This window comes from Patescibacteria group bacterium (assembly GCA_041661625.1).
Taxonomy (GTDB): domain Bacteria; phylum Patescibacteriota; class Patescibacteriia; order JAHIZJ01; family JAHIZJ01; genus JBAZUB01.
In genome coordinates, this window is record JBAZUB010000004.1 from 1 (window position 1) to 26455 (window position 26455).

General features: G+C 50.3%; 27 protein-coding genes and 1 pseudogene. 19 read left to right on the forward strand and 9 right to left on the reverse strand.

From position 1 onward, the window contains the following. The first annotated feature begins 137 nt into the window (after window positions 1-137). From WC734_05855 to WC734_05945, 19 genes and pseudogenes are all read left to right on the forward strand, one after another. On the forward strand, window positions 138-2279 hold the full coding sequence (locus WC734_05855) for a phage portal protein (protein ID MFA6198639.1): 2142 nt from the start codon (window positions 138-140) through the stop codon (window positions 2277-2279). After that, window positions 2279-3280 (forward strand): XkdF-like putative serine protease domain-containing protein, encoded by a 1002-nt coding sequence (locus WC734_05860; GenBank protein MFA6198640.1) that lies wholly within the window; start codon window positions 2279-2281, stop codon window positions 3278-3280. The genes WC734_05855 and WC734_05860 overlap by 1 nt, the downstream gene beginning before the upstream one ends. Further along, window positions 3277-3597 carry a hypothetical protein gene (locus tag WC734_05865; protein ID MFA6198641.1) on the forward strand — a complete coding sequence of 107 codons (321 nt, stop codon included), beginning with the start codon at window positions 3277-3279 and terminating at the stop codon, window positions 3595-3597. Before WC734_05860 ends, WC734_05865 begins: the two co-directional genes overlap by 4 nt. A gap of 1 nt (window position 3598) precedes the next feature. Beyond that, window positions 3599-4822 carry a phage major capsid protein gene (locus WC734_05870; GenBank protein ID MFA6198642.1) on the forward strand — a complete coding sequence of 408 codons (1224 nt, stop codon included), beginning with the start codon at window positions 3599-3601 and terminating at the stop codon, window positions 4820-4822. Window positions 4823-4878: 56 nt separating this feature from the next. Next, window positions 4879-5700, forward strand: a complete 822-nt coding sequence (locus WC734_05875; GenBank protein MFA6198643.1) for a hypothetical protein — start codon at window positions 4879-4881, stop codon at window positions 5698-5700. Next, complete coding sequence (locus WC734_05880) at window positions 5693-6274, forward strand: hypothetical protein (GenBank protein MFA6198644.1); 582 nt, start codon at window positions 5693-5695, stop codon at window positions 6272-6274. The genes WC734_05875 and WC734_05880 overlap by 8 nt, the downstream gene beginning before the upstream one ends. Beyond that, window positions 6271-6750 carry a hypothetical protein gene (locus tag WC734_05885; GenBank protein MFA6198645.1) on the forward strand — a complete coding sequence of 160 codons (480 nt, stop codon included), beginning with the start codon at window positions 6271-6273 and terminating at the stop codon, window positions 6748-6750. Before WC734_05880 ends, WC734_05885 begins: the two co-directional genes overlap by 4 nt. Window positions 6751-6786: 36 nt before the next feature. Then, the gene (locus WC734_05890) at window positions 6787-7116 is read left to right on the forward strand and encodes a hypothetical protein (protein ID MFA6198646.1); all 330 of its coding nucleotides are present in this window, start codon (window positions 6787-6789) and stop codon (window positions 7114-7116) included. Next, the gene (locus WC734_05895; protein ID MFA6198647.1) at window positions 7116-9038 is read left to right on the forward strand and encodes a fibronectin type III domain-containing protein; all 1923 of its coding nucleotides are present in this window, start codon (window positions 7116-7118) and stop codon (window positions 9036-9038) included. Before WC734_05890 ends, WC734_05895 begins: the two co-directional genes overlap by 1 nt. Before the next feature lie 23 nt (window positions 9039-9061). Next, window positions 9062-10018, forward strand: a complete 957-nt coding sequence (locus tag WC734_05900; GenBank protein MFA6198648.1) for a phage tail tube protein — start codon at window positions 9062-9064, stop codon at window positions 10016-10018. Window positions 10019-10021: 3 nt separating this feature from the next. Then, window positions 10022-10450 (forward strand): hypothetical protein, encoded by a 429-nt coding sequence (locus tag WC734_05905; protein ID MFA6198649.1) that lies wholly within the window; start codon window positions 10022-10024, stop codon window positions 10448-10450. Between the two features lie 184 nt (window positions 10451-10634). Then, entirely contained in the window at window positions 10635-12020 is a 1386-nt protein-coding gene (locus WC734_05910) for a hypothetical protein (GenBank protein ID MFA6198650.1), read from the forward strand. A gap of 17 nt (window positions 12021-12037) precedes the next feature. Beyond that, entirely contained in the window at window positions 12038-12943 is a 906-nt protein-coding gene (locus tag WC734_05915; protein MFA6198651.1) for a hypothetical protein, read from the forward strand. 3 nt (window positions 12944-12946) lie between these two features. Beyond that, on the forward strand, window positions 12947-14989 hold the full coding sequence (locus WC734_05920; GenBank protein ID MFA6198652.1) for a hypothetical protein: 2043 nt from the start codon (window positions 12947-12949) through the stop codon (window positions 14987-14989). Between the two features lie 9 nt (window positions 14990-14998). Then, complete coding sequence (locus WC734_05925) at window positions 14999-15628, forward strand: hypothetical protein (protein MFA6198653.1); 630 nt, start codon at window positions 14999-15001, stop codon at window positions 15626-15628. Between the two features lie 15 nt (window positions 15629-15643). Continuing rightward, the gene (locus WC734_05930; protein ID MFA6198654.1) at window positions 15644-17062 is read left to right on the forward strand and encodes a hypothetical protein; all 1419 of its coding nucleotides are present in this window, start codon (window positions 15644-15646) and stop codon (window positions 17060-17062) included. 35 nt (window positions 17063-17097) lie between these two features. Beyond that, window positions 17098-17328 (forward strand): hypothetical protein, encoded by a 231-nt coding sequence (locus WC734_05935; protein MFA6198655.1) that lies wholly within the window; start codon window positions 17098-17100, stop codon window positions 17326-17328. Window positions 17329-17330: 2 nt separating this feature from the next. Further along, the gene (locus WC734_05940; GenBank protein MFA6198656.1) at window positions 17331-17681 is read left to right on the forward strand and encodes a hypothetical protein; all 351 of its coding nucleotides are present in this window, start codon (window positions 17331-17333) and stop codon (window positions 17679-17681) included. After that, a pseudogene (locus tag WC734_05945) lies at window positions 17681-18093 on the forward strand (hypothetical protein). The gene WC734_05940 and the pseudogene WC734_05945 overlap by 1 nt, the downstream one beginning before the upstream one ends. Here WC734_05945 and WC734_05950 read toward each other — a convergent pair. The 9 genes from WC734_05950 to WC734_05990 form a co-directional block, all read right to left on the reverse strand. After that, window positions 18090-19613, reverse strand: coding sequence for a glycosyltransferase (locus WC734_05950; protein MFA6198657.1), 1524 nt, complete (start codon window positions 19611-19613; stop codon window positions 18090-18092). The pseudogene WC734_05945 and the gene WC734_05950 sit on opposite strands and share 4 nt — an antisense overlap. A gap of 49 nt (window positions 19614-19662) precedes the next feature. Beyond that, a complete protein-coding gene (locus WC734_05955) occupies window positions 19663-20523 on the reverse strand; it encodes a radical SAM protein (GenBank protein MFA6198658.1) in 861 nt (286 codons plus the stop codon). Window positions 20524-20743: 220 nt separating this feature from the next. Continuing rightward, window positions 20744-21979: a radical SAM protein gene (locus tag WC734_05960; GenBank protein ID MFA6198659.1), complete on the reverse strand. Its 1236-nt coding sequence runs from the start codon at window positions 21977-21979 to the stop codon at window positions 20744-20746. Further along, window positions 21976-22449, reverse strand: a complete 474-nt coding sequence (locus WC734_05965; protein MFA6198660.1) for a hypothetical protein — start codon at window positions 22447-22449, stop codon at window positions 21976-21978. The genes WC734_05960 and WC734_05965 overlap by 4 nt, the downstream gene beginning before the upstream one ends. Continuing rightward, window positions 22446-23084 carry a thiamine pyrophosphate-dependent enzyme gene (locus tag WC734_05970; GenBank protein ID MFA6198661.1) on the reverse strand — a complete coding sequence of 213 codons (639 nt, stop codon included), beginning with the start codon at window positions 23082-23084 and terminating at the stop codon, window positions 22446-22448. Before WC734_05970 ends, WC734_05965 begins: the two co-directional genes overlap by 4 nt. Beyond that, complete coding sequence (locus tag WC734_05975) at window positions 23081-23587, reverse strand: DapH/DapD/GlmU-related protein (GenBank protein ID MFA6198662.1); 507 nt, start codon at window positions 23585-23587, stop codon at window positions 23081-23083. The genes WC734_05970 and WC734_05975 overlap by 4 nt, the downstream gene beginning before the upstream one ends. Further along, window positions 23584-24705, reverse strand: coding sequence for a radical SAM protein (locus WC734_05980; GenBank protein ID MFA6198663.1), 1122 nt, complete (start codon window positions 24703-24705; stop codon window positions 23584-23586). The genes WC734_05975 and WC734_05980 overlap by 4 nt, the downstream gene beginning before the upstream one ends. 7 nt (window positions 24706-24712) lie before the next feature. Further along, window positions 24713-25489, reverse strand: coding sequence for a hypothetical protein (locus tag WC734_05985; GenBank protein ID MFA6198664.1), 777 nt, complete (start codon window positions 25487-25489; stop codon window positions 24713-24715). Then, complete coding sequence (locus WC734_05990; GenBank protein MFA6198665.1) at window positions 25467-26216, reverse strand: hypothetical protein; 750 nt, start codon at window positions 26214-26216, stop codon at window positions 25467-25469. Before WC734_05990 ends, WC734_05985 begins: the two co-directional genes overlap by 23 nt. Between the last annotated feature and the right edge of the window lie 239 nt (window positions 26217-26455).

A 26455-nucleotide genomic window follows, 5' to 3' on the forward strand; every position in this document is an offset into this window, starting at 1 on the left:
GAGGATTGGGCGGACGCACCGGAGAACTACAAGATATTAATAGAGCAAATTCGCAATTATCCGCAATCGAAAAAAGATGGACCTGACGCACTTCAGGGCGCTCGAAAGCGGCTTAACAAAAGCGGAGCGCAAATACGATGAGACGCAAAACATCCCCCCTAACTAAGCAAGTGGCAGAACTGCGCCGGGAACTGCAGTCTGTCTACAAGGCCAATGAGGCCCGCCACTTTGTAGGCAACCCGTTTAACTACAGCCGTGAAAGCCAGTTCGCGCCCACATCTAAGACTGAAGATTACTTACAGCTCTATGAGACTTACGCCCATGTCTTTGCTTGTGTTGACGCCATATCCCGCAACTGCGCCAAGCTGCCCCTGCGCCTGTATAAACTGACAACCAGGTCAAGCACTAAGGACCGGCGCGGGGAAGAGATAACCATGGGTGATGTGTGGAACCTGTTCAATCAGCCTAACCCATATTGCAGCGGTTACGGGCTTATCTATTCGACCGTGGCCTATCTCAAGCTCACGGGAAACGCATATCTTGAGAAGGTGGGGGCTAAGACCATCCGCGAACTCTGGACCCTGCGCCCTGATTGGATGAAGATACGGGCGGACGCTAAGAACCTAATAGCGGGTTATGAGTACACGGTTGACGGGTCAATGATTAAGTACGCGCCCGAGGAAGTCCTGCGCTTCAAGACCTTCCACCCCCGTTCCGAGATATACGGCATGGCGGTCATGTCTCCGGCACAGCAGAGCATCATTACGGACCTTTACGCGGCCAAGTATTCCAAGCTGTTCTTTAAGCAGGGCGGACACCTTAACTGGTATGTCAGTGTCAAGGAAGAGATGGACAATGAGTCATACAAGCGCATGGAGCAGCAGGCGCGGACCAAGTGGGGCGGCATAGAGAACGCCCATGTCCCGGCCATTCTTGACCAAGGCGCGGAGATTAAGGAACTGGGCGGTAACCCTGATAACAAGGTGCTGCTACCACAGAAGACCCTTAGCCGCGATGAAGTCTGTGAGGTCTTCGGGGTGCCTGCCCTTATGCTTGGCCTGCCCAATGAGACGCACTACAATAACGCCGAAGCTCAAAAGGTTTTCTTTTGGGAAGAGACCATTCAGCCATTCATGGGCGAGTTGGTTGCTACCATTAACCGTGACCTGTTATGGCCTATCGGTATTGAGATGGAGGCGGATTACTCTAAGGTGAGCGTCCTGCAGCCGGATTATAATACCAAGGCGATGACGGCTAAGACGCTTGTTGATGGCCGCATTATGACGCCCAATGAAGTGCGGGAAAAGTTTCTTGAGATGGACCCGCTGCCCGGTGGTGATGAGTTCTATGTCCCGCCCACGCCCGCACCTTTCGGCGGCCTTGGTCTTGATGATGAGGAGACAGCACAGGACAAGGATGATAAAACAACCGTACCCGCTGCCGTGCCTACAGAGAAGCCCGTTGAAAAGGCCAAGCGCAAGCCCCGCAAGCCACGCGAGGAAATGGCTAAGGCCATCGTTAATCACCGGGCCACTGTTGCCGCCTATGCCTATGACGCTATCTATCAGGTTATTGATAAGGCTTATGTGGCCTATGCGGACGCGGTTCACGGCGTGATTGGAACCAATGTTAAGAAGGTTGCCTTTATCAAGTTAGACCTTGTAACAGAGGCCATCGCATCCCTTGACCCCGTTACCATGAAGCTGGCCGAAGACCTGCTAAAGGTTGAAAATGGCTTGCTTGATAAGATTATCAGGGCCGAATACCAACGAGTCAAAGACTTCGCACCTGAAAAGGCTATTGCCGCTGATATTGAAAGCCAGGTATCCAAGCACCTAGACCGCATCGTTAAGGCCAGCGTTAAGGCCGTGAGCGAGACGGTTATCGACCGGGTTACAAAGCACCTTGAGGATGGCATAGCATCCGGTCAGACCGCCGCTGAACTAGGCCGGGATATTCAGGACTTGCTTGGCAAGGACACGGCGCAGGCGCAGACCATAGCGCGGACTGAGACCCTGAAGTATACAGAGACTAGCCGGTATGAAACCCTTACCGCGATGGGGTTTGAGGAGAAGGAATGGATACATTCAGAGCATAGCAACGCCCGCCCCGGTCATGAAGCCCTTAACGGAACGGTGGTTAAGCTAGGCGAATACTTTGTAGACCCCGTGACCGGTGATAAGCTCATGTTCCCCGGTGACCCTAACGCGCCCGTAGGGGCCGTTGCAAATTGTGGGTGCACCTTCGTTGAATACGTCAAGGAAGCGGTGGAGGAATAATGAAAACCCTAATCGCCAAATATGCCGCGCTCCTTGACGCGCCTATCACGCCCGAGGCTATGCTTGAACTCAAGGCAACCCGTGACACCCTGGCTTCAGACAAGGGCGTGGTCCTGACCAAGTTTGAAAACCCCCGGCTCCATTTCCTTGATGGGCGTGTGTCATGGGCTGATATCGCGCCTGCCGTTGATAGCAAGGTTGAGGTCAATCTGGTTGTCATGGATAAGGAAACTATCCCGGCCATCAAGGGCTTCAAGAAGTATGTCCTTGGCTATGCCGTTGATAGCACTAAACCATTTGAAGGCGATAACATCGAGGCGCTTGTTACAACCATCATACCCGATACGGACTACAAGGTCGGTTCTATACTGGCCGTAAAGACAGGGGGCGTTAGACCTATAAGGGCTGACGGCCACTTTAAGGTTGAGATTGACCCGCCCCTAACCTTCACGGCCAAGAAAGATAAACTCAACTGCGCTAAGGAAATCATCCGCAAGGCGTTCAAGGCCGAGGCGCTTGAGATGGATAAGGCGATGGCCGTTGACTTGTGCGTGTCCAAGGTGCTTAAGTTCGACCTCGATGCGTATTATGGGGTAGGCGTGGACAAGGCCGTGAAGTTCTGCAAGGCTATGGACTTCATGAAAGAGGGGATTGTTTACGGCATAGTCTACCCTGTGAATGAAGTTGATACGGACGGTGACTATGCTACACCCGAAGAGGTACAAAAGGCTGCATGGCGTTTCATGGAGGATTTCCAAGCCTTCAACTTCATGCACTCTGAACCTCTCACAGCCCAGGATGTCACACTAGTTGAAAGCGCCACGGCGATGGCTGATATCAAAGACCTTGGCATTAAGAAGGGAGATTGGTATATCGCCGTCCGCGTGCGTAATGATGAACTCAAGGACAAGATTTTAAAGGGTGAGATTACCGGCTTCAGCATGGAGGGCAGCGCGCAGCCCGGTAAACCAATCCCTGAACTTGAAAGGATGAAACAATGAAACCTTATCCCAATTATAAGGGCAATAACTTAACGGACATAGTGCCGCGAAAGATTGCGCTTGTGACAGAGGGAGCTAATAAAAAGAAGTTCTGTTTGTTTAAACTCAAAGAAAAAGGAAATCCCACAATGGAAAAGACCGAACTGGATACCATCGTATCCGAAGTGGTCAAGGCCATTCAGCCCATGCTGACCGACCTTACCGCAAAGACCGACGCCATCGCTAAGATGGTCAAACCCGAAGACAAAGACCCCGAACTCACCGATGAGCAGGTTAAGGCACAGGTTGCCGCCGCTCTTGCCAAGGAAGGAAACTAACATGAAACAGTCCGAACTCAACAAAATGCTTGAGGGTATCTCTACCCGTAAGGCTCGCTTTTCAGTGGGCGAAAATCGCGGTCCTGAGACCATGACCGAACTGCATAAGGGCAGCGTCACGGGTGAAGACCGCTATGCTCGCGCCATCAAAAAAATTCAGGTTGACAGCGATAAGCTGCTCCTGACTTCCAAGTCTACCGGCATCCCGGTTGAGAAGCTGAACGCGTATGCAGGTTTCAAGCGCTTCATCGAGGATGATAGTGAACTTAAGAAGGTCATGACTGACACCACCCAGTCCAACTGGATTCCCTCCAATTTCAGCGCGGATTTCGTTGATGCTGTCGGCCTTGAACTCAAGGTAGCGGCCCTGTTCCCTGAGGTTCAAATGACCTCTCCGACTCAGTACTTCAGCATCAAGACTGATTTCAGCACGGCCTATACCAAGACTGAAGGTTCTGACGCGACTGCTTCACCGAACATTACGGACCAGAAAGGCACCCTCACGGCTAAGGTTATCGCGGTCTATCAGACCATCAGCGATGAGCTTGACCAGGACGCGGCCTTTGCTCAGGCTCCCATGCTGCGCAATGACTGCATCACGGCCATCGGGCGCGGTATCGAGAACGCCATTATCAACGGTGACTCTTCGACTACCCACCTTGACACGGATGTTACGCTGGCCTACGATGTGCGCCATGCCTGGCAGGGCTTGCGGCGTTATGCTTACGCTAACTCCCTGACCACCGACCTGTCCACCTTCAACGCTGACACCGTGACAGCCCTCCTGGGCAGCATGGGCGTTTATGGCGCGGACCCTTCACAGATTGCCGTTATCGTTGGTACGGGTGGCCGTATCAAGCTGCTGAACCTCAAGGACAACCAGAATAACCGCGTTTACCTTGAGTACGGTACGCCCGGCGCTATGAATGTGGCAATGGTTCCCGGTGGTGTCGGCAAACTGGCCGGTTGCGATGTGTTGGTTTCCGAGTTCTGCCGCGAGAACCTGAACGCGTCAGGCTTCTATGACAGCACCGTGGCTACCAAGAAGTCGCTCCTGTTCGTTCGTAAGGATGGATGGGTTCGTGGCATGAGCCGGAACATGACGGTTGAAACCGACCGTGATATCGTTGCGCAGTATACCAAGCTGGTGGTTTCCACCCGCATGGCTTTCGCGCCCCGTTATTACACCGGCGAAACCACCACTTGGCTCGGATACAACATCTAAGGAGACATCCCTAACCTCGGATAGGGGGGAAGTAACTAACCCCCTATTACTTTACCATGATACAAGGCGTGATGATATTCTACGATGACGGCCCGGAACTCTTAGAGAGGGCGCTTACCTCTTTAAAGAAGGTGACTGACCGGGTGTTAGCCGTGGACGGGGCATATAGGGAATTTCCGCATAAGGATTTTCTTAGCAAGAAAGAGAACCGCAAGATAGCCAAGGCGCTTGCCGATGAAGTTATCACACCTGATAAGGAGTGGTATGATGAGCCGACAAAAAGAAACGCATACCTCACGCTCAAAAGCGAAAAAGACTACTACCTCATGCTCGACGCGGATGAAGAAATTATTGGGCGAAAGCCTGAACGATGCGTGCATCCGTGCTACAGGGTTTCGCTATCTACATTCCGTAGCGAACAATGGCTACCCGCTTACTACAACCGGCTCTTCAGGCATCACGAAGGGATGCGTTACCACCTCACCCATAACAACCTCGTCACGCCCGCAGGCATAGCGCTTGCCCTGCCGGATAGCCATATCCCTATCTGTGAGGATGTGACTATTAAGCATTACCCCGGCGAAAGGTCAAATGAGCGGCAGGCGGAAGACGCGGTATTTGAGGGGCGCAAAGAAGAGCGCCTGATAGTCCTGCCGGTCATGCAGGCAACGCCTGACAGCACAGTCAAGGGTACGCCCATGCAGGTTAGATACATAGCCGCTGCGCCCTATCGCGGATTTGATGACGTTAACGGGCAGTCGGTTAACCTGAACTGCCGACAGGGTGACTTAGTTTATATCAGCCGCGAGAAGTGGGCGCAATTACAGGCAGATTTCAAGGGGTCATGGGTGCTTATCAAGGAGATAGACAATGGCTGAATTTGTTAGCCTGGCCTCAATCAATGCAACCAGTATTCAGACCTATCTGAATGATACCACTATCAGCGCAGACCTGATTAATGCTCACCTGTTAGGGGCGCGGTCATTTGTTGAGGAATATTGCAGGCATGATTTTCTGTCCACCACACGGACGGCAGAGAAGCCCCTGATTGATAAGAATACATCGGTATTCTACCTTAAGAACTGGCCGGTTGCAAGCATTACCTCGCTTGTTGAAAACGGCAATACCCTTGTGGAGGATACGGACTTTTACATTGACAAAGACACTGGCAGGGTTGAGAAGATAGCGTCTACCGATATCCTTAACCCTGACCGTGATGTCTCCTATTGGTCCACGGAGCGGGCGGCGGTGGTGGTTACCTATGTAGGCGGGGAAGCCATTACCGATGACGTTATCATGGCCGTTAAAGAGATAGCGGCTATCAGGGCAGGCGTCAAGCGGCGGACCTATACGGACGGCGAAGGCGTTGAGCGGGCCACCACCATGAACAGCATCCCGAAGGACATCATGGATGTGCTTAACCGGCACAGGCACAGGCAGTATATTTTATGATTGAAGTAAAAGTCATTCCTGACCCTGCCTTTCTTGACCTTGCCGAAAGGCTTAAGGTGGGCTTACTGCCCGTTATCGACAAGGAGACGCGCCTTACTACTGGCTATGCCAAGCGATTGATAATCAGGTCAACGGCTAGAGGCAGGACCGGACTAACGCAGGGCATGTGGAAAACAGAGAAGATAACCGAAGGCGTTTACAGGATATACAACCTGTTCAAGCACGTTGCTTTCCTTGAATACGGAACCGGCATCTATGGCCCCTTCAAGCGGTGGATTAGACCTAAGACGGCCATGTTCTTGCACTTCCCGATATGGTCGGCTAATACAATCACCGGATGGGTGCGGACGCTCAAGGTTGCCGGTATGCCTAAGCAACCCATGATTGCACCTAATAAGGATAAGATTATCAATGACCTTCGCATCCGCATATCCAACGCCATCAAGCGGCTGACCGCTGCGACAGGTGGTAAATAATGGCCCTTGACCGCGTTGCAGCAATAAGGAGGTTTCATGGCTGATTTCGATTATACCGGCGCTCGCAAACAGGCCGCATATCTGACCGCCCTTTGTGACGCTCACGATGCCGTTGTCGCCGGAAAAGCCTTGAAAGAGGACGAACCGAAGGAAACGCTTGAGGCGCAGAAAATCTCCGCTTCAAATATCGCCCTTGCCGGTTCATCCGCAAAGGCTGAAATCCTCGGCACACTGTCCGCCGCCCCCTCAATGAAAACAGATGACCTCGTGAAAATCGGCATGGAGACGAAATACGCGGAGGCCGTCATGATTGAGGCCGCAACAATTCGCGCCGATGCTCTCGCACTACGGGAGGTTAAACCGTAATGCAACTGCCCTTTGTCGCCGGGACGCTCTCGGACGCGAGCAAGCTTAAATGGTCAAATGTTGACCAAGCTCTCGCGGAACTGGCGTATCAATTAATTCTGTCAGATGATTTCCCTAATCTCAATAACTGGACAGAGGTTGATGCCGGAACAAATGTGAACCTGTCCGGTGGTGTCGTTACCATGAACGGGTCGAACTCATATAACACAAACGGCATTTCGCTGACAACTGGGCTTGCAATGACTCGTGGATATATCGAATGCAAGATGGCGATTGCTGGCTCCGTAGCAATCGGAAGCATCTTCCAATTGAACGGCAACAGCGGACTCGCGGCTGCATCGGGCTACGGTGCGAGGCTTGCAACCACCCTTGTAAATGGCTTGTCCGGGACATCTGCGGTTGGCGCAAGGTCAACGGCCTATGCAACATTTTACACGGTTCGCGTCTATATAGAACCGGACGAAAACGGAACTGCTCGATCAAAAATAACTACTACAATTCAAGGTGGTGACTTCACAGCAGAAACAGAACTTGCCTGTTTTTCCCTTTCTTCCCCCGGTTCGGCAACACCTTATGCCTCAATGCAGAGATACTCAACGGATGCCGACCTTTCATCGTTTAAGGAATTTCGCGCTTACGCTGGCTATGCCACGGACGGGCCGACAGTCGAATATGTCCACGATGCGGGGGCCGGAAAGACTTATGACAATCTCGACTTCACAGATTTCGCCATGCCGGGAAGCGTCACCTCAACCAATCTGAAATTCGCTTATTCGTTCGACGCCGGAACCGCGTCATATTCGGCATACTACGGGATAGATCAGCTCAAAGCGCTCGGAAAAATCACGGGCCGTTATCGGTATATTCGCATCAAGGTACAGGTCAACTCAGACGGCGCAACGCAGCAATACGCAGCGGAACCAAACGCGGCAACGGCTACGGACGGCATTGGAGATTTCCCGGCGCTTGATAGTGTTTGGAGTGGTGACACGGTTCAAGGGGCGACAGGGACAGAAGACCAGCCCGCTTTATCAAATGTCCTGCCCGTGGATACCTTGCGCGGGGCGGCGGGTACATCCGACAAGCTCTATAGCGCGGCGGAAGAGGCAGCGAGGAATACCGGCGCGGCGGTCGGTATCATCAAGGCCGGTGAGACTATCAAGCAAATTAACATTGATTACCTTGGTACATACGCGGGCGGGGGCGCAGTCCTTCCCGGTGTCCCGGCCCTTGGTACTCCCACGGCTTTATCTTCAACGTCCCTGCGCGTTTACTTTACGTGGTCATCGGATGCACAGAAGATATACCTTGAGCGCTCAACGGATGGCGTGACCTACGGCTCGGCAGTAGAGATGGCGGCGGGCGCGTATTACTACGATGATACCGGCCTGACAGCCGGAACCGCTTACACCTACCGGGCGCGGGCGTGGAATACTACCGGATACTCGGCCTATTCTACCACGGTTCAGGGTACAACCAGGGCAACCAACGGCACAGAGCAGGCCCTATGGTCCACCTTCAAGACCAAGATGCAGGCCGACAGTTACCTTGCGGCTTACATCGGCGCGTGGAAGTTTGACCGCGAAGAGAAGCAGCTAACCGGCCTGACATACCCAATCTTCAAGGCTTGGATTGCAAGCACCCGCGAGGAATGGATAGCCGTACCGAAGCGCAAGTCAGTGGTGGTCCGAATTGTAGTTCATGGCCTAGTTAGGGCCGCAACCCAGGCGCTTCTTGAGGCTGAGAAGCTCAAGATGGATGAGTATATCAAGAACGCGGTAGAGGCCGACATGACCTTTAATGACGGAACTACTATGAACATTGTAGGCGATACCATGTTCAGCAACCTGTCTGATAACGAAGCGGAGATTTTCGTTGAGGTCGATTTAATGTCCCTGATATTCACAGCAGGCGCTAGATAATAACCTATTAAAAGGAGTTTCAGATGAGCGTTTCAAAACTTCAGCAGGTCGGTTTGAAAGTAGGCGGGACTACCGCCTATGCCACGGCATCCACCACATTCACACGCGGGCTTCTTGTCCGCACCTTTGACGTCAACCCCACTGACGGCGCGGCCCCGGTTTCCGAGGTCCGGTCTAAGTTTGGCCCCAACCGCGTGGGCCTGCCGATGATTGACTTTGACGCTGCCATCACCTTCCCGTTGGATGTGGGCGATAATGCCAGCGGAAACATCGGTGATTTCCTTAACGGCGTATTCGGAACGGACGCTGTTAGCGGGACCGGCCCGTATCTTCACACCTTCAGTCGCAACGATACCGCCCTACCTAAATACCTGAACCTGTATTCAGACAAGGATATTGATAACAAGCAGTATACCGGCTTCCGCACGGAACAGGTCAAGTTCACGATTGACGCCGGCTCTCCCGAAATCGGCGTGGAAATCAGCGGCGTATTCAAGGATGAAAGCGAGTATGCCGGGGCGCAAACACTGACCTATTCCGGCTCTCCGCTTCTCCTGCCGTCACAGGCTACCACTCTCACCCTTGCCGGAAACGCCGTTACAACCTTCAGCAAGATTGAAATCACGGTCAAGCGTACCCTTGAGCGCTTTCACGCTGTCGGCAGCAGCAGGCGTATTAGCAACGCATACAGCAAGGATTTCAGCATTGACATCGCCTGTGAAGGTCTGGACTTTACGGCGGAGACAGAGCGCGATAAGTTTATCGCCGGGACTAGCACGGCCTTCAACCTTATCCTGACCGACTCCAATGCGAACTATCTCCGGTTCAACCTGCCGACCGTGTACTATCAGTCATGGAAGGGACCGGACATCAACGATAGCGAACTCCTGAAAGTGAACCTTGTAGGCTTCGCAACGGGTGACTCCTACAACGCCTATCTTCAGAACATGCGGGCGACCGGCTACGATGCGGAGGTCTAAACGATGGACGCAACCGAAAAAGCCGCACAGATTGAGGCGCAGGCAGAGGTCGAAACCAGGACGGACGGGGTTAATGACCTTGCTGTCCTAGCGCCTGAGCCTGAGTTGTTTGTCCTTGAGCGCTGGACCCCTGCCGGGGAAGACCGCCGGGAATATCAGGTTTACCCTATCCCGATGAAGAAGATGGCTATCCTTGCAGGGTTGCAGAAGATAGACCCCGGCAGCTTCAAGCCCGAAGACCTCAATGTTATCTACCCGGTTATCGGGCAGGCCATCCGCGAGCCTGACATTGCCTTCATTGAGGATGCCTTGACCGTCCCGGCCCTCTATGAACTGTTCCGCATCATGGCCAAACTGAACTATGAGGGCATCCCATCAGGCAAGGGCGAAAAAAAAAATCATCCGGCGTTAAAAGGTGGGGGCAGGGCTTAAGGTGGACTTACTTCATACTCATGCGGGACTTGCACCTGTCCCACGCGGACATTGGGGATTTAACTATCCCGCAGGTTTACCTGTATATGCAATGTCTGCGCGAGGTCAATCAGGCCAAGAAGCAGGAGTATGAAATGGAGAAGCGGAAGATGGAATTTGCGGCCTTTAGGATGAGGGGGCGCTAATGGCAATGAGCAACCAGGAAAAACTTGAACTTGTCATAACCGCCCGCAACCTCACGCAGGCGGAATTTGATAAGCTGGCTAATAGCCTGAAGGCTACCACCACGCAGGCTAACGCGGCACAGGCCAGTATGGGTAAGTTTGCCAAGGTGCGAGAGCCTTTGATGCGACTTGCCTCTGGCCCGTTGCAGCAGTTAATGGGTAGTTTCGGCGCTTTTATCAGGCTTGCGGCCACCCTGCCAAAGGCTGTGTTGGGTCCGATAGGCTTACTCATAGGTCTGATCATGGCCCTTGAGAGCAAGTTTAATATCATAGCTAAAACGATTGCGACAGTTAAGGTCGCATTTGAGGCATTGGCGTCATTCAATTTCAGCGGGTTAGGTAAAAGCATATCAGACATATGGACGGGCGCAAAGGAAAAAGCGGAGGCGGCTAAAGAGGCTGCCAAGGGCTATAACGATGCATTGGTTGATTTGCTTGAGGCACAGGGCCATATATACGAAGCGGCCTATGAGAAAGAAAAGGCCCGCCATCAAAAGAAACTTGACGAGATTGCGGCTAATGAGAAAATAGGATTGCGCGGGCGCTCTGAATTGCTTGAGCTTGAGCGACAATTGCACAATCAAAATAATGCCAATATAACAGCCGAATTAAACAAAGCCCTTACTGATAGGCAAAACATTAGAAGGCAGGCACTAGCCAAGCAGATAAGAGAAGAAAATGAAATGCTTGTATCGGCTGCAAACGATGTGGATAAGTTTGTGGCCGACAGGGATGAAAAAGATAGACAGCGGAATGTAGCCAAACTAGACGAACTATCAAAGATACTTACAGAGTCAGAGGCAATAAGCCAGCGCTTCTGGGATGGAATTGATAACCAAATAGGCGGAGTGGTTGATAGCGTTTCTTCCACTTTCGGCGCGGCTTTCGAGCAAATGGTCAACACCTCAAAGACTGCCGGTGAAGCCATGATTGAAGCCTTCAACCAATTCGGGCGGCAGGTGCTATTTATGATAGGTAAGATGATAGCCAAGTTCCTATTCTTGAACCTGCTCAAAGCCATATTCTCGGGGGCAACGGGCGGATTAGGCGGGGCTATTGCGGGCTTTGCAGAGAAAAGCCTTGGTAATATGTCGGCTAGTATGGATAATTTGTTCCCTTCCAAGCAGGCCGACACGGGTGCTACTAGCCGTGTTCCCGGTGCCTTTGGTATGCCCGTTCCCATTATCGCCCACGGCGGCGAAATCATAGGCCGTCCCGAAGGCGGCGGAGGTCCTAGCATAGTTATTCAGGGCGATGTCTACGGGTGGGATGAGACTATCGAGCGTATCAGGTCCGGCCTCTACACACATTCGAGAAGGACCGGGATGTCAGCGGTCCCGGCGTGAGGTAAAATATGGGCTTCATGCTAGGCAAAAGCAACAGCACGCTTTCAACTTTCACCACTACCAATCAGCGTATTAGTTACGATACCGGCAAGATTATGGAGCGCTCCGTTAATCGCGCTATGCAGTCTTACCGCTTCACGGAAAAGGGTAACTTTCAATATGAATATCAGTTCTTAACAGAGGCCGATTACCGCACCTTGATATACATGCTGAACGATAGGAACAGTTTGAGGGATGGTCTGTTCCTTCTACCGATACCCTATTCCGATAATTCCGCAACGGCCATCTATACCCCTTTGTATAATACCCACAATGTCTATACGATAAGCGATGACGCTACTGCCCCGTGGGGGATGGCCCTGTCGGCGATTACCAAGGTTCAGGCGGACAATACCAACACGGCCAAGCTCGCAACCTATGATACGGACTATCTGAATGTTGCCGCAAGTTCACTATATTACAGCGGGTTTATATTCCAGTTCAATATCAATGCCTTTGTAGCTGCTTTCTCACAGAATGAAATTAGACGCTTGACCTTGCAGATTAACGGTATGAACTCAAGCCCAGTGCGCCTGTTTTGCTGGAATGTGAGCCGGTCAACCTGGTATCTAATGGATGATTTCAGATACTTTGACGATAGCCAGTTTACCGATGGTTCCTTTTACCTTTACAAGCAAATTGTCGGGCAACTTGGCCCTACCTATGGAGAGGTATCGGTAGGGGATAGCTACCTAGACGGCAATGATATTGTAACCTTCATGCTGGTAGGCAATGAATTAAATCAGCAGGTTATGGCGCAGTATGTACGCCTGTTTGTTAATGGCTTCTGGGTAGACCCTGAGGAGCCTATGGACATTGAGAACTATATGGTATCTTTCACGGGCGCTGGCAGACAGGGCACGCTAAATCTGTCAGAGGTGTGATGTATGGCTGATATGGTCACCCTTGGTCTTGTCGGCGGTCATAGCCCTACCCTGGGCTTTTATTCGACCGCTGCCGAAATCATTGAGAGCATATTAAGCCAGCTTGAGGCACAGGTAGGCGCTCACCCCATCTTACGGGTGCGGATGGACCTTAACGGGGACGGCACCTATGAAGTCACAGAAGAGAAAAAGATACTCTCCATATCAAACCTATCCCGTTCAATCGAGATTGAAACCGGGCGGCCTACCTTCGGCTCCTGTGATATCACCTTACAGAATGATGATGGTAGATATACGGATGCTTGGTCTAAAGCTCTCACCTACTTCAATCCAGCTAGTCCAACCCGTTATCATTACCGGCCTGTTATCGTTGAACTAGGCTTTGATGATATCCATAAGTGGGATAGCGCCTACTGGTTGCCCCTGTTCAAGGGCTACATACAGCGCAAAAGCGAGGATAGCGCAAGCCGAAGCGTGACCATTTCCTTGATGGATGAATGGGCGCTAGTGCTGGACAAGCCAATGGCAAAGGCTATCAGGGGCGGGGCGCTGTATAACTATGTGGATGATGCTAATGAATTGCTAGATAAGCGTGAGTTAATGCGTGGAACATATTACGGCCATACTACCTTATTGACAAACGAAAAGTATAAGAAGGATAATCAGATACTTATCCCCTATACATGGAACGATTATGCGGCTTATAACGCTGCGGGCGGCTCAGTAGCTACCTACTGCTACCTTAAAGCGCTTACCCTTAACGCTCAATTGTCGGCTTATGATTTCACGCTGACACATTCAATATGGTTCTGGGGTTGGAATAAGGACTGGTTCACGGATGGCAAAGAACAATGGATGCAATTACCCCTAACCAATGTTGACACCTCCGTTGTTTGGGCGCTGGACTATGGGCCTACCACGGCAAACATTTGGATTAAGAAGGCCAGTAATGCTGTAATTAATTTCAAGACGGCTTCGGGCGCGGCCATTGTGGGCAGCGGTTCAAGCGGGCTGAAATTAGATGAGTATTTCTTGTCCACGGCGGACGGCTACGAACCGGCCATCGGCATGGCTGCGCTTGCCAAGGCTAACTATGATAACCCCGCCGTTATCCTCTTCGACCAACTGTATAACCGCACCGACCTTTACGCCTCTAGTGGTGGAATACCCATAGCCGACCTGGATGTCTCATCGGCCACGCCCGCATCATGGGCCGATACCGATTTCGACTATGAAGACACGAACTATTATAGCTTTGATGTCTCATATTCATACCTGAAATTGCAGGGTTGTCACATGGCTGTCAATACGGACAACCCGTCTGACACCCTGATAGACCTAATCAATGATATATGCAGTCTCACACGGGGCGGCTTCTTTATCGACAAGGGCAAGGACATAAGCGGCGGCAACCCTATTAGGCGCGTTCACTTCGTTATCCATCAACCGCGATTGATACCGCCTGATATTAGGACGCTGACAGAGAAGCGTATTCAGCGCCCTTCTATCACCCGTGAGGTAACGGAGATTAGGAACTATGTAGAGGTATCAAGCTTTGACCTTGCCAATAATCCGCTATTGGCCGACAGCCTTATCACCACGGAAACAGATACAAGCAGCGTGGCCGTGTACGGAGAGAAGCGCTTGAGCCTGATTAATAAGCCTAAGTCTAACGCCTGCTATCTCTATGACTCAATCATATACGCCAATGCCCTGGCCGAACATTATCTCATGGTCTTAAAGGAACCGCCCTTGACCTTGGAAATGTCAACCAATCTCATAGGCTACACATGGGATTTAAAGTCTTTGATTGGCATTAAGGACACATACGGCTTGCAGATTGACTATGCCAATGCTACCGACCTGTCGGGCTGCTATGAGATATATGGCTTGTCATTTGATACGCGGTCATTCAAGGTTAGTTTTAATATGCGGTGGGCCGGATACTTGATTAATCCATCGGGCGTATTGGCGCGGCGGTATGCCTTTGCAGATAACGCCTATGCTGACGCTGACGCGGCCAGCTTAGAATACTACACATGGTAAGGGGGATAAATGGCTATTTACGATAATACATGGTCAAGTAATGAGAAGGTTACTAGCGCCAAATTAAACCAGATGTATGCTAATGAGGTTAATAGTACGGACGATATTCATCCGCAATACAATAAAACAAAGATGTATTTGTTAAATACGATATACGATTCATCTTTTAATCAAAGCTCTTCCGGTTCTGTCGGAATATACGGAACAGATATAAATACGCCTGCTGGAATATATATACCATACTTACCAAACATAACCTATGGCTCGTTATGGTCTACAACCGGAACTCTAATAATTGAAATCAACACAATAAATCCAAAAACTGTTGCTAACGCCTATACAAAATTAAAGGTAGATTTCAGCGGTTATAAATACCTACCTAGTGGTGACCATACAGCAATAAAAGTTTATATGTATTATTTATTATCTGGCTATGACGGATCGGTAGTCTCGGAGGGCGCAACTGAAATAACATCTACCGGCGATTATGCTGCGTATAGTCAAGACATAGCCATAACATCCTTATCCGCCGTAGAACCAGCAAACCTAAAATTATTTCACAGGTTTGTTAAGCAAAATACGAATGATGCAAACATACACCTGCTCACAAAGTCTATTAAAATATACCCTGCATTATAACCGGAGGCCCAAACAATGGCATCACTTCTTGAAGTAATCAATCATCACTTTCACGGCCTAGAGCGCTGGCTATGCGCGGCTGCAAGCCCGTCAGGCGAAACCCATAACGCTGACCTTGTTAGCACTAAGACCGCTACATTAGGCGCGTTTACAATTGACGCTGGAAATAATGCGTTTGGGGCGTGGACTCAGATAATTGGGTCTAGCGATACGCCGGTAACGGTAGGTGAGGTTATGTTTGATTTGCACCGGGTTATATTTACTGCAAGCGAGAGGGCTTTTCCTTACCTTATCCAATTTGGATTTGGTACGGTATCGACAGGGGTATTAACGGGGACATATACCGAATTAGTATATGACTCCCTAACGGCTGCCGGTGAGTTGAGCATACAAGATATCATGTGCCGCCGCTATGCAAGCGGGACTAAGGTGTGGGCTAGGGCGCTATGCCCTGGACAGGACACGGGAACGATAACCTTTATGGTAGGAATACATGAATACGATGAGACACAGGAGAACGACTTCACTATTGACTCTTCGGGATGGGTCAAAAGCGATACAATAAGAATTAATGATAATCCTCTTGTCGACGCTACCGTCCCGTCAGGGGCCAATCCTGTTGTGGCTTTAGTCAACGGACTCTCCGGCTATATCGAAGGGGATGGAAAGATATTTGCAACGATCTTTCGTGACGGCGGGAGCGCACTAGGCTTTGATGCTGCTGGAGGAAGCGCAAAAATCATTAGCTGTTCAGGCGTATTACTATTAAATTGTCAGTACCAAGACGACAATATAGAAATACGAGACTTCCACGGTAGGGTTATTCTATCAGACCTGCTGGATACCTTTAATGTGTATTTTTATGATTGCGAAGTGGTAGTTGAAATCGGCGCATCGTGTACTGGCGGCAGCGTTATTCTTGATGGTGGTTCTGGGGCTGTCGTTGATGGCTCTAGCGGGGCCGTATCGGTCACTAAAACAAGGTTTACCGATGCAGACGAAATTGATACTATTATCGCAAAACTCCCCACCAATTACATTATGGGCTCGTCTGTTCAGACCGCCAAGGATGACGAGATAGACACCCTTGTCACAGACATGGCCCTAACTAAAGGCTATGCCGAAGATGCTAAGACAGCATCCGAGGGGCTTGAGGCCAAAGCCCCGGCTAACTACATCATGGGTTCAAGCGATAACGCGGACCATGACACCCAGATTGACCTGATAGACGCGGCCTTGCGTATGGCTATCGAGTATGACTTTACCACCTACTCAAAGGCCGTCATCTTATTCTATGAAGATGACCGGCCCCTTGCAGGCGACCCGTCCTACTGGGCGTATGTCTACACGGCGGCGGGCGGAAAGCCTTCGACGGCATCGGAGATAACAAAGCGCGACCGGCTTAAGACATGGGTAAGCGGAGCGCCTAGCTAATGGAAACATTTAACAGACGCAGGGAGGACAACGGAATGTATAAAATCAAGGTTGCGGCAGGCATTGCCGGGGCGCTTATCACGCTCGGAACCGTGTTCTATTGGCTAGGCTCTACATCTTTTGTTACAAGGTCAGAGTTTACCGTTAAGTGTGCCGAGACTGACCGCACCCTTGCCGTCCAGGACAAGACTATGGCCGTGATGCAGACGGATATTATCTATATCAAGCAGGGTGTTGATAACATCAACCGCAAACTGGATAGGTAAAAATGGTAATCAAATGGAAAGAAGATTGTCTCAAGACCGAATGGATTGAATTACTGCTTAAGAACCCGCGCCTTGTTTTCCTTGCCCTTGAGTTTGCAAACGCCATCGGGCAGGCCATAACCGTGACATCAATATTCAGGCGCTCCGATAACGGGGTCCACGGCTATTGGCGTGGAATAGATTTGAGTGTGAGGGGGTTTGGCCTTTCAAGGGTTGAGGAAATAGTTGAGCGGCTTAACGCAAGATATCCCTATGACCCGAAGCGCAAGAAGATGGTAACCTACCTACTGCATGATGTTGGTTTCGGGCTACACCTGCATATTCAGACCATGACAGAAGCAAAGGAGGCGTGATGAAAGGTGACCATATCGCGTATAAGTCGGGCTATAAGTATCAATTGGTAGAGGATTACACCCTTAAGACTAGCATTATTGGGCTTGCCGTTGTTACCCAATTCATAAACCTGACCACGGACGGGCTGTTGACTATCTTTAAGGGCTACTGTTATGATGGCGCGTCTGGACCCACTGTCGATACAAAGACCTCTATGCGCGGGCATTGGTCCACGATTGCCTATACCAATTGATGCGGATAGGGTTACTGCCAAGACTTCACAGGGAATACTCCGACAAGCTATTCCGAGAAATCTGTATAGAAGATGGCATGTGGCCTGCCAGGGCTATGATTTGGGAGCGGGCTGTCAGGTGGTTTGCCGCTGATGCTAGCAAGCCAAGCGGTGAGCCGAAGGTGCAAACGGCCCCTTAATAGAGGCTATCTTCGGTCAGGCATCCTAACAACATCCATCTAGCCGGGCCGTCCTGCAGGAGCTGCCTGGCCTTCTCGCGGGTAACCTGAACGGTATCCATGAAGTTTGCCTCGAACTCATAAGATCCGTTATCATCAAAGCCACGGTAAACCTTTTCCCCTATATACCGCAACTTGAACGGGTGCGATAGTTCAAAGGCTGTGAAGCTAACCTCACCCTGGAAGTCAGCGGCTACTATGGCCGGGTTAGGGTGTTCCCCTTCACATGCCCCGGTATGCTCAAGCATTGACGGGGAACAGGCGTAAACCCTGCCGCCGTCCTTGCGTACTAAGGCACATAAAGCCCCGTCCCAATTTGTTCTTTCATCTTCGGCTATGGTCATTTCGGCTAGGTACTTCTCAAAGATAGGCCGGGTAATGATTAGGCCAAGCCCGCCAATGTCAACCTTTTCAACTAGCCCGCCTTCTGATGCGGCTAATGGGGCGTGTATCTTGGCGTTGAACAGGCAATGAAGCGCACCCTCACGCGGGCGGGCGCGTATGATTTCAAGGGCCATCTTATACCAATCCATTGAGAATACACAATCGCTATCTAAAACAAGGAGGTTATCAGCCCCGGCCTCAAACATTGCCTTGATACTGGCAAGGTTCTTTCTAACGCATCCAAGGCGCGCCTCTGATTGAACCAGGACAACCTCGGGAATACGGAGGGTTAGCGCTTTAATCTTCGGCAAGTCATTGGAGCAATCATCGAATACATACAGCCTGCGCGGGCGCGGCTCTGTCTTTAGGTAGCTTCTTACTGTGCGCTCAAGCAAATCGTACCGGTTGTATGTGGTCATCATCACAGATAGTTCTTCATTATAGATATTCGGAACCTTCTTAGCGGCTACCACCCGCATCCGGTCTATCAGGTCACCTATCATTTTAACATCTGCAGCGCACTGGCTGTTATACCACTTTGTGAAAATAAGCTCACCCTTTTTGTAATCCTCTTCAACGGCGCGGTAGGTATCATCCTTGACCGCCTTACCGAAAGCCGGGTGCATATGTTCAATGTTTACCTCGGGCAGATGTGTCATTATGTTGGTCTTAAACCCGATTGATGTCAGCCAGCAATCAACCCATGAGTGCTTATAATCTGGCGGGAAGAAATAGCCAAGGGCGTGGACAAGGATGGCCCCGTGCATGGTAGAGGTAGGCATGTTTTGAGTATTGCCATAACACACGGCAACGCCCATATTCTTGCGGTCTATCGCTTCCATCATCTTAATGTCCCATCCCTCGGTCCTGCAAACATGGTCATCGTTAATCTCATGGTAATATTCAAAGTCCCGGTACTTTTCGCAGGAGAAATAGTTGACCACCTGAACCATAGTTTTATATGGGCCGAACTCAATAGAGGCACCCTTAGGTGGGATGATAGCCTTGTATTGTGCAATCATCGGGTTAGCTTCATCTACATAGGCCACTAGCCTGGAAGCCGGGCCGCGCTTGGTTTCACGCCATGACTTCATCATACGCTCAAGCATATCGGGGCGGCGGTGCGAGGAACACATGGTAAGTAGTTTATACATTGGCAACCTCTTTAATTTCAACGGCGCACTTTGTTGTAACTAAGTCCGGCTTTGCCTTGCACTTGACATCGCAGGGATTACAAAGCCCGTAATTATCGCACTGGCTAAAATCATCCTTATGCTCATAGGCTATGTTGAGAATGTTACCAACCTCGCTTTCCGCCCCATACAAGTCACGGTGACAGCGGTATATGTTGCCCTCTGGCCCTATTAGGAAATCTTCGGGACGGCATAAACAGGACTTCCGGTTACCATTCAGGGCCGCATAATATTTGTAATGGCCGAACAGCCTATCGTCATGGAAGCCTAAGAAGTCCCTGATAAAGAAGTATACCCCCGCATCGGCGCAGCGCTGTGTCATTTCCGTATTATGGAAAAGGTTATTCGGATGATTGATACCAAATATTCCAACATTATACCCTTCATCCTGAAGTGTCTTGGCGGTGTTGATTGTATCGTCTTTCTTCATTGAATGAACATGGTAGCTTATGCGGATGGCCTTGTAATAGAAAGCCTCTCTAGCCCCCCTATAAAGCCTGTCCGGTGGTATGTTATCCATGAACTCGTCAATATCAAACTGACCATTGGTTAGCAGGTCAATCTTAATATCATCCCTTAGCTGGCTAACGATATTATAAAAGCCCGAATGAATAGTAGGCTCACCGCCACCTAGCGTGATAGGCTTACCGCCCGTGTCTATATTGTTCAATCCTAATACCCATTCACGGTCGGTTAGTTCCTGTCGCTTGCGCTTGCACCCGGTGAATGAATTGATACAATAGGGACAGGCTAGATTACAGCGGAGGGTTAGATAAGCCTCAATGTAGGAATAGCGGGCCGGTACTTGTATCATAATGCTAGCGGCTCCTTCTTTAAAAACTCTCCGGTTACAACGCTTCTAAGGCGCGGCCCGGTTGTAGCCTTACTAGTGCTAGACCAACACACCATTTCATATATAAAATACTTCCTATCAATGGCAGACCGCCTATGATATGGCTTACACTCTCCACACTTTCCAGCATGAAAACAGTTAGCCCTACAGGTTCTACAACATAGTTTAATATTACAACGACTCACATCACGCCCTTCATTAAATGCTCGGCGTATTCAATAATCATATCCCTGAATTCCTCACCTCGCGGGTGCGGTATATCATAGTATGGTATGGGGTGCTTGAAGTAGTCGGCCCAGTAATCAGGGTATCCTTCTTTTAAGAGTTCGTAATAATACGGGGTATCTGGTTCTGGAAATAAGATATTATAATAGGGTGTTTTAATTCCTAACTCATTAACAAGATAGGCCAAGTCCTTCAGGTATTCCATGTTATCGCAAGGTGTACCAATAATAAAGTAAGCTAAGATATCAATCCCGGCTTGATAGTAGGCACGGCAGAAATCAAGGATATCATCATGGCGGTGGTTCTTTCGCATCCATGAGAGCGTCTTATTATTCAGGCTTTCGATACCAACATGGATACGCTTTAGCCCTGTTGCCTTGAGGCGAGGAACGATAGACAGGTCAGCCTTAACCTGACCTCTCATGCTCCATTCAGTACGCCAATTATCACGCTCCATAGCGTCTAACACCCCGGCGATATGTTGCCGGTTCACATTAAAGTTATCATCGAAGATATGAACGGACCCGGCCCCTAACTGCTTGAGGTACTGCATCTCAACCAGGACGGCGGCGGGCGCTTTGGTCATCACCCGCTTGGTCTGGACTGAACAGAACTTGCAGGCATTAGGACAGCCCACAGATGTGAACATGGACATCCGCGTGGCAGACTTAAATAATACCTTACCCTCAAAGATATATGACTTGTAATCAATCAACTCCCTATCTGGGAACTTGATATTTGAAATGTCCGTCTTGCAATCTATCACCCCGGAACGCGGGCTATCTAGCCATTGCGCAAAGTCCATATCCGCAAGCTGGCCGCGGAATACCGCATCGGCACCCCATGCTATAACCTCTTCAGCGTGGCAGGTAATATGCGGCCCGCCCACTACAACCCATTGAGCCTCTATCTTTGGCAGTAACTTGAACAGGGAATAGGACCAACGGGTGGCCGCTGAGAATCCCACCACATCCGCGTTGATGGCGTTAATACGGGCGGCGGTATCTTCAATAGTCCAGCGCTCCGCGAAAGGGTCTAGGATAGTTACGCTGTGCTTTGGTGCGTCAATATTTGACGCTAAAGAGAGTAGGCCGAGCGGTAGATACTTGACCTCTTTAGGCTCAATGATAAGAGGCGTAACCCATGACCGATACGCGCCATCACGCGGGAGGGTTGATAGGACTATCTTCATTTTGCTTTCTTCAACCCAATAAGCGCCGGGCCTTCCCTGTCATATTCCTTCAGGACCGCCGCCGTGGTTTCCTCTGCCGTCTTTGGGTAATAGATGGCCGCGTTTGTGAACGGGTTAAACTTATCAAAGCGCAAGATATCGGCATGACTGACACCCTGTCCTGGATAGTCAGCGTATCCCACAAGTTTAACATTGGCATTGTTAGCGTCAACATCAATCTTGATTTGCTCAAAGGCGCGTTCAAATAGGAATGGCGTAATGGTAAATACCCACGGCTTAAGCCCCTCAAGGGCCATGCCTGCCGCGATACCTACCATGCTTTGTTCAATCACGCCAATATTCAAGAACTGCTTTGGCCGTTCCTTGCGGAGGCGGTCGAAAATACCGAAGCCAATGTCCCCGACTAAGAGTATAACCTTATCGTCTTTAATGGCAAGGTCGGCCAAGGCGTTTCCAAAGGCGGTTCTCATTTCAATTCCTCCATAGCCTGATTATATTCCTCTTCCTTGATAGGCTTAACATGGACATCGGGCCTGTCCTTAAACAGCCCTATCCCGTCACCCTTCACGCCGTGATGAATGATAACCCTAACGCCTGAATAAGACAGCATCTTCTTGACGCTGTAAATGGTCTTGCTTATCGCCTGATATTGGTTTGCGTCAATGTGAACCGTGAGCCGCCATTGCTGAAGGAACCGGCCCGCGAAAAGGATTGACTCCCATGTTGTCCCCTCCGCACACTCCCCGTCACCTAACAGGACATGAACCTTGCCGGGATTGCCGGTTATCTGTTTGGCAAAGGCTATGCCGCAAGCTATCGGTAGGCCGTGACCTAGGCTTCCACCGGTGGTGACAACCCCATTCTTAGCGTCCCGGCTAGGCTCATGGTGCTGCCAATTAGGGGCCAGCCCGTAATCCTCAAGGACCGCATACAGGCCGTAAGCCCCGTGACCCTTGGACAGGATAAAGACATCATGGGCGCGGTTCATGATGGCGTAAATCTCGCGGATGATAGGCAGCGCGGAAAGCGCCGATGGCATGTGTGAATAGCCTATCTTGTAGGCTTGAGACAGCATCCGGCGCTTCATGTCCTTGAGTGATTTCAATTTCCCTCCCTCTTTGCAAATAGTTCTTTGAAATACCAATGGTCTTTGAATAAGTGCATCCTACCCTTAACCACATTATCGGGCCAATCCCACCACTTAATACCTAGCATCATTTCCCGTGTCTCTTTATTAAAGCGATAGCCCTGAATGGTGTTTCCATCCATGACCGCATAGGGCGGAACATCAACCGATACCCGTGAACCGGCCTTGATAATAGCGCCATCCCCTATGGTTATCCCTGCCGTAAGGATGCAATACGCCCCTATTAAAACATCATTCCCTATGGTAATCTTTCCAAGGGCTTTATTATTTGGGTAATCGGGACAGCCTAAATCTTCATTGAAAGCATAGTTTGAAACTAGTTTTCTATCCGATAATGACGGGTGGGCCACATCAACTATCCGCAACCATGCCGCAATAGATGTATATTTACCGACCACTACCTCGACCTTGTAAGGGTCTTTGAACGGCCTGCGGATAAATGAGTGAGCGCCAATGGTCATATAAAATTCACGCCCTTCAAGTCGCTAGGCACAGAGTCCGGCCAGTTGTATTTATGCCCCGCCTGCAAATAGTCATAACAAAACTTATTAGCCGCATCCTGCCTACACGCGCCCTTGCATTGGGTATGACTATCGAAATCTTCCCGCATGGCCTTGAGGATGTCCCAATAGCGGCGGCTTTCAAACATATCCTTAAGCCGCGCTTCGTGGACATTACCGAACTTGTATTGCGCAAACCGTTTTTTATTACCGAAAAAATGCCCGCAAGGGAACCAATCCCCGTTGCCTGAAATCTCACTGATAAACGGGATGGATGGACAGCCCTTATATGGCCGCTGCCCTTTCTGTTTAATCGTGTTCCACTTAACGATAATTTTAGTTGCCCGCGTTGACATGGCCTCGCATTGCTTGAGGCAGTCAATAGTTGATGGCGCGTCATAGGCGTTGACATCGAAATACTCCATGCCGCTTTCACCCTTATCCGGCAAGCTGCATTGTTTGATGACAAAGTAATTCACGCCAAGGTCAACGGCTAGTTTAGCTTCGGCTATCATGTCCGCGTCCATCGTGCCGGGGATATAAACCGACTGCATACCTACATCGCAGGACAGGCCGTAATAGGCTTTGACATCTACAAGCTGCCTGATATTGGCTACAACCCTATCGAAGAAATCGCGGCCATGTATCTTCTGATAGCCTTCCCGTGTCCCGGCGCTAATGCAAAACCGCATCCAGGTACACGCCGAAAGAATAGCCTCCGCCTTATCGCGGGTATTTACCATAAGGCCGTTGGTAGATATGGCAAGGTCAAGGTGCGTCTTTTCGCGGGCGATTGCCAAGGCTTCCCACAGGTGCGGGTTGCATGTAGGCTCTCCATCCCCGATAAAGGCGATGGACTTCACACCTATCTCGTTGGCATCAAGGATGGTTTGTATCAACGGCTCACGCTTGATATATACAGGGGCTAACTCCTGATATTTACCATAGCAAAACACACACGCGATATTACAAAACTTTGCTATACCCATGTCAATATGGATTGGCGGGACATGAAGGTTATGGTCAAAGTATGACTCAAGCCATCCCCGGTGATACATCAATTTTGTGCTGTCACTCATGCGAGGGTCATCCATTGGCGGGCCTCCAATTGCGGACTGAATAGGGTAGTAAATCGCGGTCAACCTCTATTGTCTTCTGCCACACCCCGGCGCAGCCCACATAGTAATGATAAGCCGGGCCGGGTATCTTATCCCATACCTCTGCCTGCCATGTCTCAAGGTGAACCAGGGGCGGGGCGTATCTATCGCCCACCCGTGAGGTAGTCATCTTGCGGAATACTTCATCTATATCATCACGGACTAGCGCGAAGTGGTGGACTGTCACCCCGGCCATAAAGCGGCGCGGGTCGGCCCCGTTGCCGCGTATGCCCTGACAGATACACATGGGCCGGGTGAATATCGTAGGCTTAACCTGCGTTCCATAGGTATCATCCACCATGTAAAGCACATCTTTTATATATGTGTGCATGTTACAGGTAAAGGCTTGAACATCTGCGGGCGCGTTAAACAGGTATTCCATTGCCCGTTCCCACGCCATTTCAGTCCATACCTCATCACTATCAATCAGGAGTACCCAATCGGGTTTATAATGGGCCATGACAAACTGCTGGCCTATTCTATACTGTGCCTCTTGGTCCGTGGTGTCATGCTTAAGGACTACAATCTTTTTCAGCGGGTCAGGATAGGCGCGGGCCACGGCCTCTGTATTGTTGCCGTCCTTGCCGTCCCACCCTATATTGGATGAAACGAAAACAATCTTATCCACATGATTATAGACGGAGGCTATCGAAGCCTCTAGGAACTCGCGGCCACGGAAAATCTTATAGAGCGCTACTATGTTCACCCTGCAATTCCTTTTCCCATGCCGTCTTTATCAGCGCAATCTGTCGGGCCTGCTCTTCGTTGCGCCATAAGGTAAGCCCGGCAAGGCTTTCAACCTCTGCCTCGCGGCTATTGATAAACGCTAGGTTCTCATCGGGGTTAGCGCAAAGCATCCCTTGAAGGTGCCTGATAATAACCTCTGGCACTAGCGGGCATATTCCTAGGCCGTCACAAAGTTCCTTAGTATAACTGTCCTGGCCCCTATGCTTAACTGTTCGCGGATACGCAAAGCCTACTAACTGCGCCTGCTTGCGGCTCCATATTTCCATAGACGGGTGCCGCCATGCAAACCAGTTATCATTGAGCCTGTCATCGCCACAGATAAAGCCCCATCCGTTTGACCGCTTCTCAAATTCGTTCAGTAATATCAAGTCCCAATTGGGAGTAATATAGCGAGCGTCATCGGTAATGATTTGGTAATATTCGTAATCGGGATAGCGCTCAAGGCAGGTGTGATTTAAAACTTCTTGCATACACCTATGTTTATCAACCACATAAAGCATGTTGTAGGTTGATGTATAGTGTCCAATCTTAGATAGGTAATCGCCTAGCTTCGGGTCATCGTTATGGAGATAAACAAACATATCTCCATCATCGTCTAGGCCACGGGTTGCATAATATGTATCTAGCATTTGCGGTAATTCGTGTGGGCGGCGAAAGGTAGTGCAAATTGCGAGCAGGCGCTTCATGTAACCCCCTGTTGTATTTAATATAATCTATAATTTATAGATGTAAAGAAATTACTTGACTTATTTTTCGCCATCCCTACACCCCCGCCCTGGTTAAATACGCCTCTGCCCGCGCCCGCAACAATAGCGCCTCCACCTTGCACCGCATCCACCACCGCGCAACCGTGGGCCGGGCGTGATAATGGCGTGATACGCAGCCCCATAGCCAGTTAAGGAAGCGGAGATAGGGGTGGTATATC